Source organism: Rhodospirillales bacterium (assembly GCA_016872535.1).
Taxonomy (GTDB): Bacteria; Pseudomonadota; Alphaproteobacteria; order Rhodospirillales; family 2-12-FULL-67-15; genus 2-12-FULL-67-15.
Genome location: VGZQ01000075.1, coordinates 1 through 15080, shown reverse-complemented (window position 1 = coordinate 15080; position 15080 = coordinate 1). Strand labels below are relative to the sequence as shown.

Below are 15080 nucleotides of genomic sequence, written 5' to 3'. Positions count from 1 at the left end.
GCGACCCGCGCGCGCGCGACACGGTCGCCGCGTTCGCGGACGCCATGCGGCCGTTCGCCGAGGCCGTCGCCGCGCCGACGGCGGAACTCGGCGATCTCGTCGCCCGGCATATCGCCGCCGCCGAGGCGCTGGCGCGGGACGACGACGCCGACGGCGCGCAAAGACTGTGGGCCGGCGCGGCCGGAACGGCGGCGGCCGATGTCGTTGCTGAATTGCGCGATGCCGCCGACGCCCTCGGCCCGGTCGAGGGCGCGGCCTACGCCGCCCTGTTCGAGGCGCTGATCGCCGGGCGCGTGGTGCGTCCGGCCTATGGCCTCCACCCGCGCCTGCACATCTGGGGCCCGCTCGAAGCCCGGTTGCAGCACGCCGATGTCCTGATCCTGGGCGGGCTCAACGAAGGCAGCTGGCCGCCCGAGGCGGCGGCGAGCCCGTGGATGAGCCGGCCGATGATGGCCGCGTTCGGCCTGCCGAGCCCGGAGCGGCGCATCGGCCTTTCCGCCCACGATTTCGTCCAGGCGTTCGCCGCGCCGCGCGTCTATCTCACCCGCGCCGAGCGCGTCGACGGTTCGCCGACGGTGCCGTCGCGCTGGCTGATGCGGATCGCCAATCTGGTGCGCGGCACCGAGCATGCCGACGGATTCGCCGATCCGGAGGATTGGTCGGCGTGGCAGGCGCTGCTCGACCGGCCGGCGGAATCGGCGGCGCGCGCGCGCGCCGAATTGCGCCCGCGGCCGTGCCCGCCGGTGGCCGCGCGCCCGCGCGAGCTGTCCGCGACCCGGATCGAAACCTGGATGCGCGATCCTTACGCGATCTACGCCGAGTTCGTGCTCGGCCTCAGGGCGCTCGATCCGCTCGACGCCGATCCCAGCCGCGCCGATTACGGAACCTTCATCCATGCCGCGCTGGAACGGTTTATCCGGCGCCATCCGCCGCCCGCGCCGCTGCCGGCGGAAGCCGAGGCGTCGCTGCTCGCCTTGGGGCGCGAAACGTTCGCCGCCGTGCTCGACCGCCCCGGCATCCGGGCGTTCTGGTGGCCGCGCTTCGCGCGCATCGCGCGCTGGTTCGCGGCCGAGGAAGGCGAACGCCGCGCCGGTCTCGCCGCCAGCGCGACCGAGGCCAAGGGCCGGCTCGAACTCCCCGGCCCGGCGGGACCGTTCGCGGTGCGCGCGACCGCCGACCGGATCGACCGCGACAACGACGGCCGCCTCGTCATCCTCGACTACAAGACCGGCGCGCCGCCCAAGACCGACGAAGTCGCCGCCGGCTTCGCGCCGCAGCTGCCGATCGAGGCGATGATCGCCGAAGCGGGCGGCTTCGCCGACGTTCCGGCCGCCCTTGTCGCCCGGCTCGAATACTGGCGGCTCAAGGGCGGCGATCCCGTGGGCGAGATCAAGGTCTTGCCGCTCGATCCCGGGCGGCTGGTCGCCGAGGCGCGCGAAGGCCTCGCCCGCCTGGTCGCGGCGTTCGACGATCCGGCGACGCCCTACGAGGCGCGCCCGCGCCCCGACCGGGCGCCGCGCTTCAGCGATTACGAGCATCTCGCCCGCGTCAAGGAATGGGCGGATATCGCGGGCGACGACGCATGACCCGATCGGCGACCATCGCCCCGCTCGATCCGGCGGCCGACCAGCGGCGCGCCGCCGATCCGGCCGCGTCGGTGTGGGTCGCGGCCTCGGCCGGCACCGGCAAGACCCAGGTGCTGACCGAGCGCATCCTCGCCCTGCTGCTGGAAGGCATGGCGCCGGAACGCATTCTCGCCCTCACCTTCACCAAGGCCGCCGCGGCCGAGATGAGCAAGCGCATCGCCGAGCGCCTCGGGCCGTGGGCGACGGCGGCGGACGCGGATTTGGAAAAGGAGCTCGCCTCGCTGCTCGGGCGGCCGGCGGACGCGGCGGAGAAAAATCGCGCGCGCGGCCTGTTCGCGCGCGTGCTCGACGCGCCGGGCGGCATGCCGATCCAGACCATCCACGCCTTCGGCCAATCGCTGCTGCGCCGCTTTCCGCTCGAAGCCGGCATCGCGCCCCACTTCGCGCTCATGGACGAACGCGACGCCGAGGAAATGCTCGCCCAGGCGCGGGAAGAAACGCTCGCGCGCGCCGAGGCCGACGGCGGCGCGCTGGGCGCGGCGCTCGCCGAAGTGACGCGCCATGTGAACGAAGAGGACTTCGCCGGATTGATGACCGAACTGGCGCGCGCGCGGGCGCGGCTCGGGCGCATGTTCGACCGTTTCGGCCGGGGCGCGGAATCCCTCGCCCGCACGATCGCGGCGCTGCGGCGCACGCTCGGGCTCGGCGACGGCGAAACGCCGGACTCGGTCGTCGCGGAGGCCTGCGCCGACCGCGCGTTCGACGCGCTCGGCTTGAAATTCGCGGCCGACGGCCTCCGCGCCAGTACGAAAAAAACCGACCGCGAGCGGGGCGAGGGGATCGCGCGCTGGCTCGCGGCCGCCCCCGAGGCCCGCGCCGCCGCGTTCGACGATTACGCGGACTTGTTTCTCACATTTTCCGGCGAGTTGCCGAAAATCCGCGAGCGGCTGGTGACCAAGGACGTTGCGGCGAAGAACGCGGGCATCGACGTTATTCTCGACGGCGAGGCCGCGCGCCTGCTCGCGGCTGAATTCCGCCGCCGCGCGGCGGCGCTGGCGGCGGCGACGGCGGCGCTTCTCGTCCTCGCCCGTGCGCTGCTCGATTCGTATGCCGCGCGCAAGCGCGCCCGCGCGCTGCTCGACTACGACGACCTGATCCACGCCGCCGAGAAGATGCTCGCGACCGAGGGCAACGCCTCCTGGGTGCTCTACAAGCTCGACGGCGGCATCGACCACATCCTGATCGACGAGGCCCAGGACACCAACCCCGAGCAGTGGCGGGTGATCGCCGCGCTCGCCGCCGAATTCTTCGTCGGGCGCGGCCGGCACGAGGCGCTCGGCCTGGCCCCGCGCACCGTGTTCGCGGTCGGCGACGTCAAGCAATCGATCTTCGGCTTCCAGGGCGCCGACCCGGGCGCGTTCCTTGAAATGCGCGAGGCGTTCGCGGCCCGGACCCGTGCCGCCGAACGCCCGTTTCGCAAAGTGGACCTGACCGTCAGCTTCCGTTCCGTCGCCGCCGTGCTGGAGGCGGTCGACGCGGTGTTCGCCAATCCGGCGGCATCAAGCGGGGTCAACCTCGACGGCGCGCCGATACGCCACAAGGCGTTCCGCGCCGGATCCGGCGGGCTGGTGGAACTGTGGCCGCCGGTCGAGCCCAAGCCCACCGACGATCTCCCGGCGTGGAAGCCGCCGGTCGAACGGACGCGGGGCGATTCGCCCGAAACGCGCCTCGCCCGGCTGGTCGCGGGGCGCATCGCGCGCATGGTGCGCGAGCGGGAAATGTTGCCCGCGCGCGCACGGCCGATCCGGCCCGGCGACGTGATGGTGCTGGTCCGCCGCCGCACCGCGTTCGTCGACGCGCTGGTGCGGGCGTTGAAGGAACTCCATATCGCCGTCGCCGGGGTCGACCGCCTGGTGCTGACCGAACACCTGGCGGTGATGGACCTGGTCGCGCTCGGGCGGTTCGCGCTGTTGCCGGAAGACGACCTTACCCTCGCCTGCCTGCTCAAAAGCCCGCTGGTGGGATTGAGCGAGGACGATTTGTTCCGGCTCGCCCACCGGCGCGAGGGGAACTTATGGCGCGCGCTCAACGCGCGCGCCGGGGAAAACCCCGCGTTCGCGCGCGCCCGCGACGAATTGGCGGGATACCTGGCGCGCGCCGATTTCGTGCCGCCGTTCGAATTCTACGCCGACGCGCTCGGGCGCGGGCGCGGGCGGGAAAAATTGCTCGCCCGGCTCGGCCCCGACGCCGACGATCCCTTGACCGTGTTTCTCGATCTGGCGCTGGCGTTCGAGCGCGCGCATCCGCCCTCGCTCGAAGGATTTTTGCACTGGCTGGAGCGCGGCGCGGTCGAGGTCAAGCGCGACCTGGAGCACGGGCCCGCCGACGCGGTGCGCGTCATCACGGTGCACGGCGCCAAGGGCCTGCAGGCGCCGGTGGTGTTCCTGCCCGACACCCTGCAGGTGCCCGGGCGCGGACCGAAATTCTTCTGGCCGCGCGCGGCGGACGGCGACGAATCCTCGCCCGAACTTCTGCTGTGGCCGCCGCGGCGCGCTTTCGCCGAGGAAGTGGCGGAAACCGAACGCGCGCGCGCGGCGGCGCGCGACGGCGACGAATTCCGCCGCCTGCTCTACGTCGCCATGACCCGGGCCGAGGACCGTCTTTATATTTGCGGCTGGCGCGGGCGCAAGGCGCCGCCCGAGGGCAACTGGTACGACTTGGTGCGCGAAGGGCTCCGGGGCGTCGCCCGGGAAGCGGACGATCCGTTCCTGCGCGCGGCCGGCGAAACCGCCGGTGCGACCGTGCTGCGCCTCGAAACGCCGCAGACACGGCACGCGGAACGCGAGGACAAGGCGAAAATCGTCCGCGTCGCCGGCGAGTTGTTGCCGGACTGGGCGCGCGAGCCGGCGCCGCCGGAGCCGGCACCGCCGAAGCCGCTCGCGCCCTCGCGCCCGGCGGGCGAGGAACCGGGCGCCTCGTCGCCGCTCGGGGCCGACAATGGCGCGCGCTTCCGGCGCGGCACGTTGCTGCACCGCCTGCTGCAGCATCTTCCCAACGTCGCCCCCGAACGGCGTGCGAACGCGGCGGCGCGCTGGCTCGAACGCGCGGCCGCCGATTGGGACGCCCCCGCGCGCGCGGCGCTCGCGGCCGAGGCGCTCGGCGTCATGGCCGAGCCCGCGTTCGCGCCCCTGTTCGGGCCCGAAAGCCGGGCCGAGGTGCCGATGGTCGGCGTGGTCGGCGATACGGCCGTCGCCGGGCAGGTGGACCGGCTCGTCGTGTTGGCCGATTCGGTGCTGGCGCTCGACTACAAGACCCATCGCCGCCCGTCCGCGAACGAATCGCAGGTGCCCGACATCTATCTCCGCCAGATGGCGCTTTACCGGGCGCTGCTCGCGGGCGCGTTTCCCGGGCGGACCGTGCGCTGCGCGCTGCTGTGGACCGAAGGGCCGCGAATCATGGAACTTTCCGCCGCCGCGCTCGACCGCTTCGCGCCTGTGCCGTACCCGGCGGCGCGGGGTTGACGGGCCCCGACCCCGCACCTAGATTTCCTCCGCTTTTCCCCGCCGCCAGCGCCGCCATTCCCGCAAAGAAGGTCCCCATGAGCAAAGCAGTCACCGACGCCTCGTTCGAAACCGACGTCCTCAAGTCCGCCGGCCCGGTGGTGGTCGATTTCTGGGCCGAATGGTGCGGCCCCTGCCGGCAGATCGCCCCGGCGCTCGAGGAAATCTCGACCGAACTCAACGGCAAGGTGACCATCGCCAAGCTCAACGTCGACGAAAACCCGGTCGCGCCGTCGCGCTACGGCGTGCGCGGCATTCCGACCCTGATCCTGTTCAAGGGCGGCCAGGTCGCCGCGACCAAGGTCGGCGCGCTGCCCAAGAACAAGCTGAAAGAGTGGATCGAGTCGATGATCTGACCGGTGCGCCGCTCTCGGCGAATAAAAAAGCCCGGCCGCAAGGCCGGGCTTTTTTGTTTTCGGATGTCGGGATGCGTCGCTCTGTTTTGTCACCCCCGCGCAAGCGGGGGTCCAGGGCGCCGCTGGATGCCCGCTTTCGCGGGCATGACGAGCGAGAGTTGTCCGAGGATCTGCGCCGCCTATTTTTTGCCCAGCGGCGTCGGCCCAGGGACGGCAACCGCCGTCAGCACCGCGTCCGTCGCGGCGATCAGATCGGCGAGCAGCCGGTCGTCGATTTCAAGAGCGCCTTCGTATTCCGCCGCGTTGCGCCGTTCATGGCATTTGGCGAGCACGCGCCAAACCTCCGGCCCGAGCCCGAGGGTGTGGGGCAACGCCTGGAACACGAGATAGCGGTTGTCCGAGCGATAACCCCGCCGGCGCAACGCCGCCAACGCCAGCGCGTGCGCTGCGTTATAGGCGAGGTCGAACCGGCTTTCCGGGGCCAGCCCCTGATTCTTGGCGTCCGTCAGGCGCGCCCGTCCGGACCGCAACAGTCCCTCGATCTCCGTCGGCGCGCCCGGCTCTTTCTTGAGCTTGCCGATGCGCGCCAGATTGTCGAGTTCAGGGGAGGTCATCTTCGCTCCCGAGCACGAATATTTTGGGCTGCCGCGCGATTTTCGCCACGAAGGAGCCGTCCTGGCCGCGCTTGCGCTTCCAATCCCGGAGCGACATGAGGTTCGGATTCACGGGGCGGTGCAGGACGGCTTCCGCCGATTGCAACGCCTTGTAGATGTCGGCGTAGGCGAGCTTGTCGGTCAGCACCATCAGATCGATGTCGCTTTTCGCCGTGTCGGTCGCCTTAGCCACCGAGCCGTAAACGAACGCGGCACGGATGCGCCCGGCGAATGGCGCCAAAGCCTCCCACAGCGGCCCCGCGAGCCCGGCCGTTTTCAGCACCAGACGGTGCAGTTCGCCGAAGATCGGCGAGTCCCGGTTAGCGCGGTAATATTTTTGGCGGCCGGTCCGCGACACCGAGACTAGGCCGCTCGCGGCGAGGCGGGTTAGTTCCCGATGCACCGCGCCGGTCCCCGATCCGGCGAGACGGATCAGCTCCGCGCCCTGAAAGTCGCGGTCCGGCTGGCCGAACAGGATGGCGAGGACGCGCTGCTGCACGCGCGAGAACAGCGCGTCGGCGAGCCCAGCGGCGGGCGGATGGATCATACCCATATTGGGAATAATAATTCCCTTTTTGGGAATATGCAAGGGTCCGCCGGCTTCACCAATCGTTGCGCATGCGGCGAAGGAGCAGGAACACTTCCTCCGGCTCGGGCTTTTCCGGGAGGCTCGGGAACACCTCGCGCAGGCGCCGGATCACGCTCGGGTTGTCGAGGCGGAAGAAGGTGTTGATCTTGCGCTCGACGCCGATGGTGGTCGGCGTGCGCCGTTCGGGCGGCTCGGCGGCGGCGGTTTTCAGCATCGCGGCCGCGTGCGCGTTGTCCGGCTCGCGATCCAGCGTGAAGCGCAGGTTGTTCTCGATGTAGTCGTGGCCGGGATAGATCACGGTGTCGTCGGAAAGCGCGTAAAGCTGGCCGGCGAAGGTGCGATAAAGCTCCTTCGGGTGGCCGCCGTTGTGGCAGTTGCCGGCCCCGGCGTTGAACAGCGTATCGCCGCAAAAAAGCCCGGGCCGGTTCGCGTGCGCGAGCAGGCAGACGTGGCTCATGGTGTGGCCGGGGGTATCGAGCACTTGCAGCTCGACGGTGCGGCCGACCCGGATCGCGTCGCCCGCCTTCAATCCCCGGTCGATGCCCGGAATGCTATCCTTGGCGGCGGCGTGGGCCAGCAATTTCGCCCCGGTCGCCGCGATCACGAAGCGGTTGCCGCCGATGTGGTCGCCGTGCTCGTGGGTGTTGAGCACCTGGGTGACGGTCCAGCCGCGCGCCTTGGCGGCGGCCAGGCATTTTTCGTGGTCGAGCGGGTCGATGGCCAGCGCCTCGCCGGTTTCCGGGCAGGCGATCAGGTAGTTGAAGTTGCGATAATTGTTGGCGGTCCAGATTGGTTCGACGATCACGATGCTTGCTCCCGGTTGATGGGAACGAGTTTAGAGCATCCCCCGCTCGGATGTCTTTATTCCGTCATTCCCGCGCAAGCGGGAATCCAGTCTTTCCAAAATCCTGGGCCCCCGCTTCCGCGGGGGCGACGATTCCGTCGAATCAGAACGGGCTCCGGCCGATCAGCCGTTGTCGGCCAAAATGGTTCCGGCGAGATAAAGCGAGCCGCAAATCAGCACGCGCGCGGGTTCCGGCGCCCGCGCCGCCAGGGCCGCGACCGCCGCCGCCGCGTCGGGCGCGGTTTCGGCGGCGAGGCCGAGCCCGCGCGCGGCTTGGGCGAGGGTTTCGGCCGGCACCGCGTTGGCCTCGTTGGGAATGGCGAGCGCCCGCGCCGAACGCGCGAACGGCGCGAGCGGCGCCAGGAACCCGGCGATGTCCTTGGTGTTGATCATGCCGAAGACGAGATACATGGGCCGCTCCCGCGCCCATTGCGCGGCGTGGGCGGCCAACGCCTCGCCCGCGGCCGGGTTGTGACCGCCGTCGAGCCAGAGTTCCCAGCCGGGCGGCAGCGCCGCGACCAAGGGCCCGCGCGTGAGGCGCTGCAACCGCGCCGGCCATTCGACGCGCGTCAATCCTTCGGCAATGGCGGTGTCGGCCACGGAAATCCCCGAGCGCGCGAGCAGCCTCAGCGCCGCGACGGCGAGCCCGGCGTTGCCGGTCTGGTGCGCGCCGGGCAAGGCGGGGAGCGGCAGCGCGAAACGGCCCTCGCCGTCGGCGTAGCCGAGGCCGTTCTCCCGCCTCGTCATGGTCCAGTCGCGTCTTTCAAGAAATAAATCCGCGCCGACCGCCCGCGCGCGTTCGTCGATGACGGCGAACGCCTCGAGGTTTTGCGCCGCGACCGCGCAAGGGGTCCCGGCCTTCAAGATTCCCGCCTTCTCGCCCGCGATCTTGGCGAGCGTATTGCCGAGGTAGAATTGGTGGTCCATGGATACCGGGGTGATCGCGCAGGCGGCCGGGCGCGGGATCAGGTTGGTGGCGTCCAATCTTCCGCCGAGGCCGGTTTCGAGCAGCACCACGTCGGCGGGCGCGCGGGCGAAGGCGAGGAAGGCGGCGGCCGTGGTGATCTCGAAAAACGTGATCGGCTCGCCCGCGTTCGCGGTTTCGCATTCCTCCAGCAGCGCGGACAATTCCGCGTCGCCGATGATCGCGCCGCCGACGCGGATGCGTTCGTTGAATCGCACCAGGTGCGGCGAGGTGTAGACGTGCACCCGCCGCCCGGCCGCCTCCAGCATCGCGCGCAGGAAGGCGACCGTCGATCCCTTGCCGTTGGTGCCGGCGACGTGGACCACGGGCGCGAGTTTCAGGTGCGGCTCGTCGAGCCGGCCGAGCAGCCGCTCGATGCGGCCGAGCGACAGATCGATGACCTTCGGGTGCAGCCGGGTCAGCCGTTCGAGAATCGGGCCGGGATTTACGGACATGACGGCGGCTCGTCCGTGCGGCCACCCCCCACCCTAGCCCTCCCCCGCGTCGTGCGAATGCGCGCCTGTCGGCGCGACGGGGGAGGGAATTCCAATAAATCCCCCTCCCCCTCGATGGGGGAGGGTTGGGGTGGGGGTGATTCGACGCGCACGGAATTAGCGGAGCGCGAGGCCGCGTCCGGCGAGCGGCGCGCCCGGGACGGCGCCGGTCGCGTGCGCGGGCGCGAGCAGGCGCAGCAGCTTCGCCAGCGTCGCGCGCAAGTCCTGGCGGTGCACCACCATGTCGACCATGCCGTGGTCGAGCAGGTATTCGGCGCGCTGGAATCCTTCCGGCAGCTTCTCGCGGATGGTTTGTTCGATCACGCGCGCGCCGGCGAAGCCGATGATCGCGCCCGGCTCGGCGATGGCGATGTCGCCGAGCATGGCGAACGACGCCGACACCCCGCCGGTGGTCGGATCGGCCAGCACGACGATGTAGGGAATGCGCGCCGCGCGCAGCTCCTCGACCGCGATGGTGGTGCGCGCCATCTGCATCAGCGAGAAAATGCCTTCCTGCATGCGCGCGCCGCCCGACGACGTCACCACGATCAGCGGCGCGCGTCTTTCCTTGGCGAGGTCGGCGGCGGCGAGCAGGCCTTCGCCCACGGCGATGCCCATCGAGCCGCCCATGAACGCGAAATCGAGCGCGGCGACCACGGCCGCCTCGCCGCCGATCCGCCCGTGCGCCACGGCGACGGCGTCGTCGCGTCCGGTCTTGGCCTGGGCGTCCTTGAGGCGGTCGGCGTATTTCTTCTGGTCGCGGAACTTGAGCGGGTCGTGGAGCGGGGCCTTGACCTCGATCGTCTGATAGGCGCGCTCGTCGAACAGCATGGCGAAGCGTTCCGGCGCCGAAAGCCGCAGGTGGTGGCCGCAGTGCTGGCAGACGCGGAGATTCTTTTCCAACTCGCGGTGGAAGATCATCTGGCCGCACGCCGGGCACTTGTGCCAGAGGTCGTCGGGGACGTCCTTCGGCTTGCCCACCAGCTGGCGGAGCTTCGGCCGCACGAAATTCTTGAGCCAGTTCATCGCGATCTCACGCGGCTTTCGCTTTTTTGCGGGCTCGCCGTATCCCGTGCGCGAGACTCGCCACCAGCCGCAGCACCCGCCCGGCCAAGCCCTTCTTCGCCTTGCCGTCGCGGCCGAGGCCGCCGGCGATGACGTTGACCAGGGCCGAGCCGACCACGGCGGCGTCGGCGACGCGGGCGATCTCGGCCGCCTGCTTCGGCGTCTTGATCCCGAACCCGACCGCGACCGGCAACGGCGTATGGCGGCGGATGCCCCGGACCGCCTTGGCGACCTCGCCGGCGACGGCCGAGCGCGTGCCGGTGATGCCGGTGATGGAGACGTAATAGACGAAGCCCGAGGCGCGCGCCAACACCTTGGGCAGGCGGTTCTCGCCGGTGGTCGGCGCCACCAGCTGGATGAAATCGAATCCGGCCGCGCGCGCAGGGTTACACAACTCGTCCTCTTCCTCGATCGGCGTGTCGACGACGATGAGCCCGTCGACGCCGGCCGCGCGCGCGTCCTTGAGGAACCTGGCGACGCCGTAGGAATAAATCGGGTTGAAATAGCCCATCAGCACGACCGGGGTTTCGGCCTCGGTCTTGCGAAAGCGCGCCACGGTGGCGAGGGTTTTCTTGAGCGTCTCGCCCGCCTTGAGGGCGCGCAAGGAACTCGCCTGGATCGCCGGGCCGTCGGCCATCGGATCGGAAAACGGCATGCCGAGTTCGATCACGTCGGCGCCCGCCCGGGGCAGGCCCGCGAGGATGTCCCAGGACGTCTTCGGGTCGGGGTCGCCCGCGGTGAGGAAGGTGACCAGGCCGGCGCGGCCCTCGGCGCGGAGCGCGGCGAAGCGGCGCGCGATGCGGGTTTGCGGCGCGCGGGTTTGCGGCGCGCGGCTCACAACGTGGTTCCCGAGATGTTGGCGATGGTGTTGAGGTCCTTGTCGCCGCGCCCGCTCAGGCACACCACCATCACATGCGACCTGGGCAGCTTCGGCGCCATCTTGGCCGCGTGCGCGATCGCGTGCGCGGATTCGAGCGCGGGGATGATGCCCTCGGTGCGGGTGAGCAGGTGGAAGGCCTCGACCGCTTCCTTGTCGGTGATGGTCGCGTATTCGGCGCGGCCGATGTCCTTCAGCCAGGAATGTTCCGGCCCGATGCCGGGATAATCGAGCCCGGCGGAAATGGAATGCGCTTCCTGGATTTGCCCGTCCGCGTCCTGGAGCAAATAGGTGCGGTTGCCGTGCAGCACGCCGGGCCGGCCGGCGTTCAGGCTGGCGGCGTGGCGGCCGGTGCGGATGCCTTCGCCCGCGGCCTCGACGCCGACGATGCGCACGCCGGCGTCGTCGAGGAACGGATGAAAAAGTCCCATGGCGTTCGAGCCGCCGCCGACGCAGGCGACCAGCGAATCGGGCAGGCGGCCTTCCAGCTCCAGGATCTGTTGGCGGGTTTCGTCGCCGATCACCGATTGGAAATCGCGCACCATGGTCGGGTAGGGGTGCGGGCCGGCGACGGTGCCGATCAGGTAATAGGTGTCGCGCACGTTGGCGACCCAGTCGCGCAGCGCCTCGTTCATGGCGTCCTTGAGGGTGGCGGCGCCCGAGGTCACGCCGCGCACCTCGGCGCCCAGCATCTTCATGCGGAACACGTTGGGCGCCTGGCGGGCGACGTCGACGGTGCCCATGTAGACGACGCAGGGGATGTCGAACAGGGCGCAGACGGTGGCGGTGGCGACGCCGTGCTGGCCGGCGCCGGTTTCGGCGATGACGCGGGTCTTGCCCATGCGCCGCGCGAGCAGGATCTGGCCGATGCAGGAATTGACCTTGTGCGCGCCGGTGTGGTTCAGGTCCTCGCGCTTGAAATAGATCTTGGCGCCGCCCAACCGCTCGGACAGCCGCCTGGCGTAATAGAGCGGGCTCGGCCGGCCGACGTAATGCTTATAATAATACGTCTTCTCGGCCAGGAACTCCGGGTCGTCCTTGTAGCGCGCATAGGCGCGCTCGACCTCCAGGATCAGCGGCATCAGGGTTTCGGCGACGAAGCGCCCGCCGTAGAGGCCGAAATGGCCCCCTTCGTCGGCGCCGGCGCGGTAGGTGTTCGGTTTGGTCATGCCCAGAAACGCCCGTAACAAACGCCCGTAAGTAAGCGGAACCCGGAAAAGATCGCGATTGCGGATAAGGGGCGCCTAATAAACCACAGCCGGGGCCGGGGAGCAAAGGCGGGAGCGCCCTACAGCGCCGCCGCGATTTTCAGGAACTCCGCGATCTTCGCCGGGCTCTTCTGTCCGGGCGCGGTCTCGACGCCGGAGGAAACGTCGACCGCGCGGGCCCCGCTCGCGCGCACGGCGTCGGCGACGTTGGCCGCCGTTAGCCCGCCCGCCAGCAGCCAGGGCTTGGCGAAGGCGCGGCCCTTCAGCAGCGTCCAGTCGAAGGGCCGCGCGTTGCCGCCGGGCCGGGTCGCGTCCTTGGGCGGACGCGCGTCGAACATCAGCCGGTCGGCGACGGATTCGAACTCGCGCGCCTTGTCCACGTCGAGGGCGGTCTCGACCGGAATAACTTTCATCACCGGCAATCCGAAACGTAAATGGATTTCGGCGGCGCGCGCGGGCGTCTCGGCGCCGTGCAGCTGGAGCATGTCGATCCCGGCGCGCTCGACGATGCGGGCCAGCGTCGCGTCGTCGGCGTCCACCACCAGGCCCACCTTGAGGATCGATTTCGGGACATTCGCGCCGAGGCGCGCGGCCGTTTCCGGTTCCACATAACGCGGCGATGCCCGAAAGAAGACGAAGCCGACCAACGCCGCGCCGCCCGCGACCGCCGCCGCGACGCTTCCCGCGTCGTTGAGGCCGCAGATCTTGACCGCGACGCTCATGGTTCCGCGCTCATGGCCCCGCGCTCATGGGTCCGCGTTGTCGGGGTTGGCGATCTCGGCGACCACGCGCTTGGCGGCGGCGACCGGATCGCGCGCCCCGGTGATCGGCCGGCCGACCACCAGATAGTCGGCGCCGAGGGCGATCGCCTCGCTGGGCGTCACGATCCGTTTTTGGTCGCCGGCCTCCGCCCACGCCGGCCGGATGCCCGGCACCACCAGGCGGAACCCGCGCCCGCACGCGCCGCGGATGGCCATCGATTCCTTCGCCGAGCAGACGACGCCGTCGAGCCCGCTCGCGTGCGCGAGCCTGGCGAGGCGCACCGCCTGTTCGGCCACCGGCGGGCGCATGCCGACGGCGCGGAGGTCGTCGTCGTCAAGCGACGTCAGCACGGTGACCGCCACCACCAGCGGGCGCACCGCGCCCGGTTCCGAAGCCGCCTGCGCCGCCGCGCGCATCATGGCCGCTCCGCCCGAGGCGTGCACGTTGAGCATGAACGGCTTCAGCGCCAACGCCGCCTTGATCGCGCCGGCGACGGTGTTGGGAATGTCGTGGAACTTGAGGTCGAGAAAAACCGGCAACCCTTTGGCGGCGACGCGGGCGACGCCGGCGGGGCCGTGGGCGGTGAAGAATTCCTTGCCCAGTTTCACGCCGCCGGCGACGCCCTTGAGCTTGCCGGCGAGCGCGACGGCGGCGTCGGCGTCGGCGGTGTCGAGGGCGACGAACAGGCGCTCGGCGGGCGAAAGGGCGTTCGGTTTCATGGCCGCGTTTATACGCTCCGCGCCCGGCCAAGGCCAGCCGGACGACGGTTCACCCGCGCTCGTAGGCCATGACCGCGGCGGCGAAATCCTCGAAGGCGTGGCCGACCGACTTGAAGAGCGTGATCTCGTCCGCGCCGCTTCGCGCCGGACGGTCGTTGCGTACCAGGTCGAACAGATCGCCGCGAATGTCGCCGGGCGCGATGACGCCGCGCGCGAGCGGCCCGGCGAGATCGCCCGATTCCCTCATCGCGCCCGCGCGGGTGTCGCAATAGAGGCTGGCGCGCCCGAGGGCCGCGTCGTCGACCTCGCGCATGTGCGGGCGGAAGCTTCCGACCAGGTCGAGGTGCTGGCCGGGCCGGAGCCAGGCGCCCAGCACCACCGGCTCGGTCGCGAGCGTGGCGACGGCGACGATATCGGCCCGGGCGACGGCGGCGGCCAAATCCGCGGTCGCCGCCACCGCGCGCCCGGCCAGCGCCGGATCGGCGGCCAGGGCTTCGGCCAGCGCCGCCGCCCGCGCCGGGGTGCGGTTCCAGACGGCGATTTCCCGGATCGGGCGGACGAGCGCGTGGGCGCGCGCGAGATGCGGCGCGAGCGCGCCGGCGCCCACCAGCAGGAGACGCGCGCTGTCGGGCCGCGATAGATAGCGCGACGCGAGCGCGGATGCCGCCGCCGTCCGCCTGAGCGTCAATTCGCGGCCCTCGATCACGGCGCGCGTCTCGCCGGTTTCGCCGTCGAGCAGCAGGTACGTCGACTGCACGCTGGCGAGTCCGCGCGCGGCGTTGCCGGGAACCACGGTCGCGATCTTGACGCCGACGAACCGCCGGTCCCACGCCGGCATCAGCAGGAGCGTGCCGGCGTCGGCGAAGGCGTGGTGGTGGCGGAGCGGCGCGCTCGGCCGGTCCGGGCTTCCGGCGCGGAACGCGGCGGCAATCCGTTCCATCAGCCCGGCGTAGTCGAGGGTTCGCGCGACGTCGGCGTTGGCGAGAATGCGCATCGCGGCGGATCTTATCCGAGATGCTCCTTCATCGCCTCGGTCGCCTCGACCAGGGCCGAGCGGATCGGCGGTTCCATCGCCGAATGGCCGGCGTCGGGCACCACCACGTAACGCGCGTCCGGCCAGGCCCGCGCCAGCTCGTCGGCGGTGGCGGCCGGGCAGATCATGTCGTAGCGCCCCTGCACGATGGTCGCGGGGCGCGCGCGCACCTGGCCGAAGTTGGCGAGAACGTGGTTCTCGGGCAGGAACATGCGGCGGGCGAAATAATGCGCCTCGATGCGCGCGAGCGCGAGCGCGCCCGCCGCGCCGTCCTCGACGCCCGCCGGCGGCACCAGATAGGAGCAGCCGGTTTCGTAGCGGCTCCAGGCGCGCGCGGCCGGCAGGTGCACGGCCGGATCGGGATCGTCGA

General features: G+C 70.8%; 14 protein-coding genes. 3 read left to right on the top strand and 11 right to left on the bottom strand.

Features of this window, described 5'->3' with window-relative positions; genetic code table 11:
* The 3 genes from addB to trxA form a co-directional block, all read left to right on the top strand.
* Positions 1 to 1586 (top strand): double-strand break repair protein AddB (addB, locus tag FJ311_13230; GenBank protein ID MBM3952398.1); only part of this gene is annotated, 1586 nt, incomplete at its 5' end.
* Positions 1583 to 5107 (top strand): double-strand break repair helicase AddA, encoded by a 3525-nt coding sequence (gene addA / locus FJ311_13225; GenBank protein ID MBM3952397.1) that lies wholly within the window; start codon positions 1583 to 1585, stop codon positions 5105 to 5107. The genes addB and addA, both read left to right, overlap by 4 nt.
* 77 nt (positions 5108 to 5184) lie before the next feature.
* Positions 5185 to 5502: a thioredoxin TrxA gene (trxA, locus tag FJ311_13220; GenBank protein MBM3952396.1), complete on the top strand. Its 318-nt coding sequence runs from the start codon at positions 5185 to 5187 to the stop codon at positions 5500 to 5502.
* A 179-nt stretch (positions 5503 to 5681) separates the two neighbouring features.
* Here trxA and FJ311_13215 read toward each other — a convergent pair whose 3' ends face one another.
* The 11 genes from FJ311_13215 to FJ311_13165 form a co-directional block, all read right to left on the bottom strand.
* Positions 5682 to 6116 (bottom strand): hypothetical protein, encoded by a 435-nt coding sequence (locus FJ311_13215; protein MBM3952395.1) that lies wholly within the window; start codon positions 6114 to 6116, stop codon positions 5682 to 5684.
* Positions 6103 to 6708, bottom strand: a complete 606-nt coding sequence (locus FJ311_13210; GenBank protein MBM3952394.1) for a transcriptional regulator — start codon at positions 6706 to 6708, stop codon at positions 6103 to 6105. Before FJ311_13210 ends, FJ311_13215 begins: the two co-directional genes overlap by 14 nt.
* 49 nt (positions 6709 to 6757) lie before the next feature.
* Positions 6758 to 7549, bottom strand: a complete 792-nt coding sequence (locus FJ311_13205; protein ID MBM3952393.1) for an MBL fold metallo-hydrolase — start codon at positions 7547 to 7549, stop codon at positions 6758 to 6760.
* A gap of 162 nt (positions 7550 to 7711) precedes the next feature.
* The gene (locus FJ311_13200; protein MBM3952392.1) at positions 7712 to 9007 is read right to left on the bottom strand and encodes a bifunctional folylpolyglutamate synthase/dihydrofolate synthase; all 1296 of its coding nucleotides are present in this window, start codon (positions 9005 to 9007) and stop codon (positions 7712 to 7714) included.
* A gap of 156 nt (positions 9008 to 9163) precedes the next feature.
* On the bottom strand, positions 9164 to 10072 hold the full coding sequence (locus FJ311_13195) for an acetyl-CoA carboxylase carboxyltransferase subunit beta (protein MBM3952391.1): 909 nt from the start codon (positions 10070 to 10072) through the stop codon (positions 9164 to 9166).
* Positions 10073 to 10079: 7 nt separating this feature from the next.
* Positions 10080 to 10949, bottom strand: a complete 870-nt coding sequence (locus FJ311_13190) for a tryptophan synthase subunit alpha (protein ID MBM3952390.1) — start codon at positions 10947 to 10949, stop codon at positions 10080 to 10082.
* Positions 10946 to 12157, bottom strand: coding sequence for a tryptophan synthase subunit beta (gene trpB / locus FJ311_13185; GenBank protein ID MBM3952389.1), 1212 nt, complete (start codon positions 12155 to 12157; stop codon positions 10946 to 10948). The genes FJ311_13190 and trpB overlap by 4 nt, the downstream gene beginning before the upstream one ends.
* A gap of 119 nt (positions 12158 to 12276) precedes the next feature.
* Positions 12277 to 12918, bottom strand: coding sequence for a phosphoribosylanthranilate isomerase (locus FJ311_13180; GenBank protein MBM3952388.1), 642 nt, complete (start codon positions 12916 to 12918; stop codon positions 12277 to 12279).
* Between the two features lie 24 nt (positions 12919 to 12942).
* A complete protein-coding gene (gene pyrF / locus FJ311_13175; GenBank protein ID MBM3952387.1) occupies positions 12943 to 13677 on the bottom strand; it encodes an orotidine-5'-phosphate decarboxylase in 735 nt (244 codons plus the stop codon).
* 49 nt (positions 13678 to 13726) lie between these two features.
* Complete coding sequence (locus FJ311_13170) at positions 13727 to 14671, bottom strand: ornithine cyclodeaminase family protein (GenBank protein ID MBM3952386.1); 945 nt, start codon at positions 14669 to 14671, stop codon at positions 13727 to 13729.
* An 11-nt stretch (positions 14672 to 14682) separates the two neighbouring features.
* On the bottom strand, positions 14683 to 15080 hold a 398-nt coding region (locus FJ311_13165), incomplete at its 5' end, for an alpha/beta fold hydrolase (GenBank protein ID MBM3952385.1).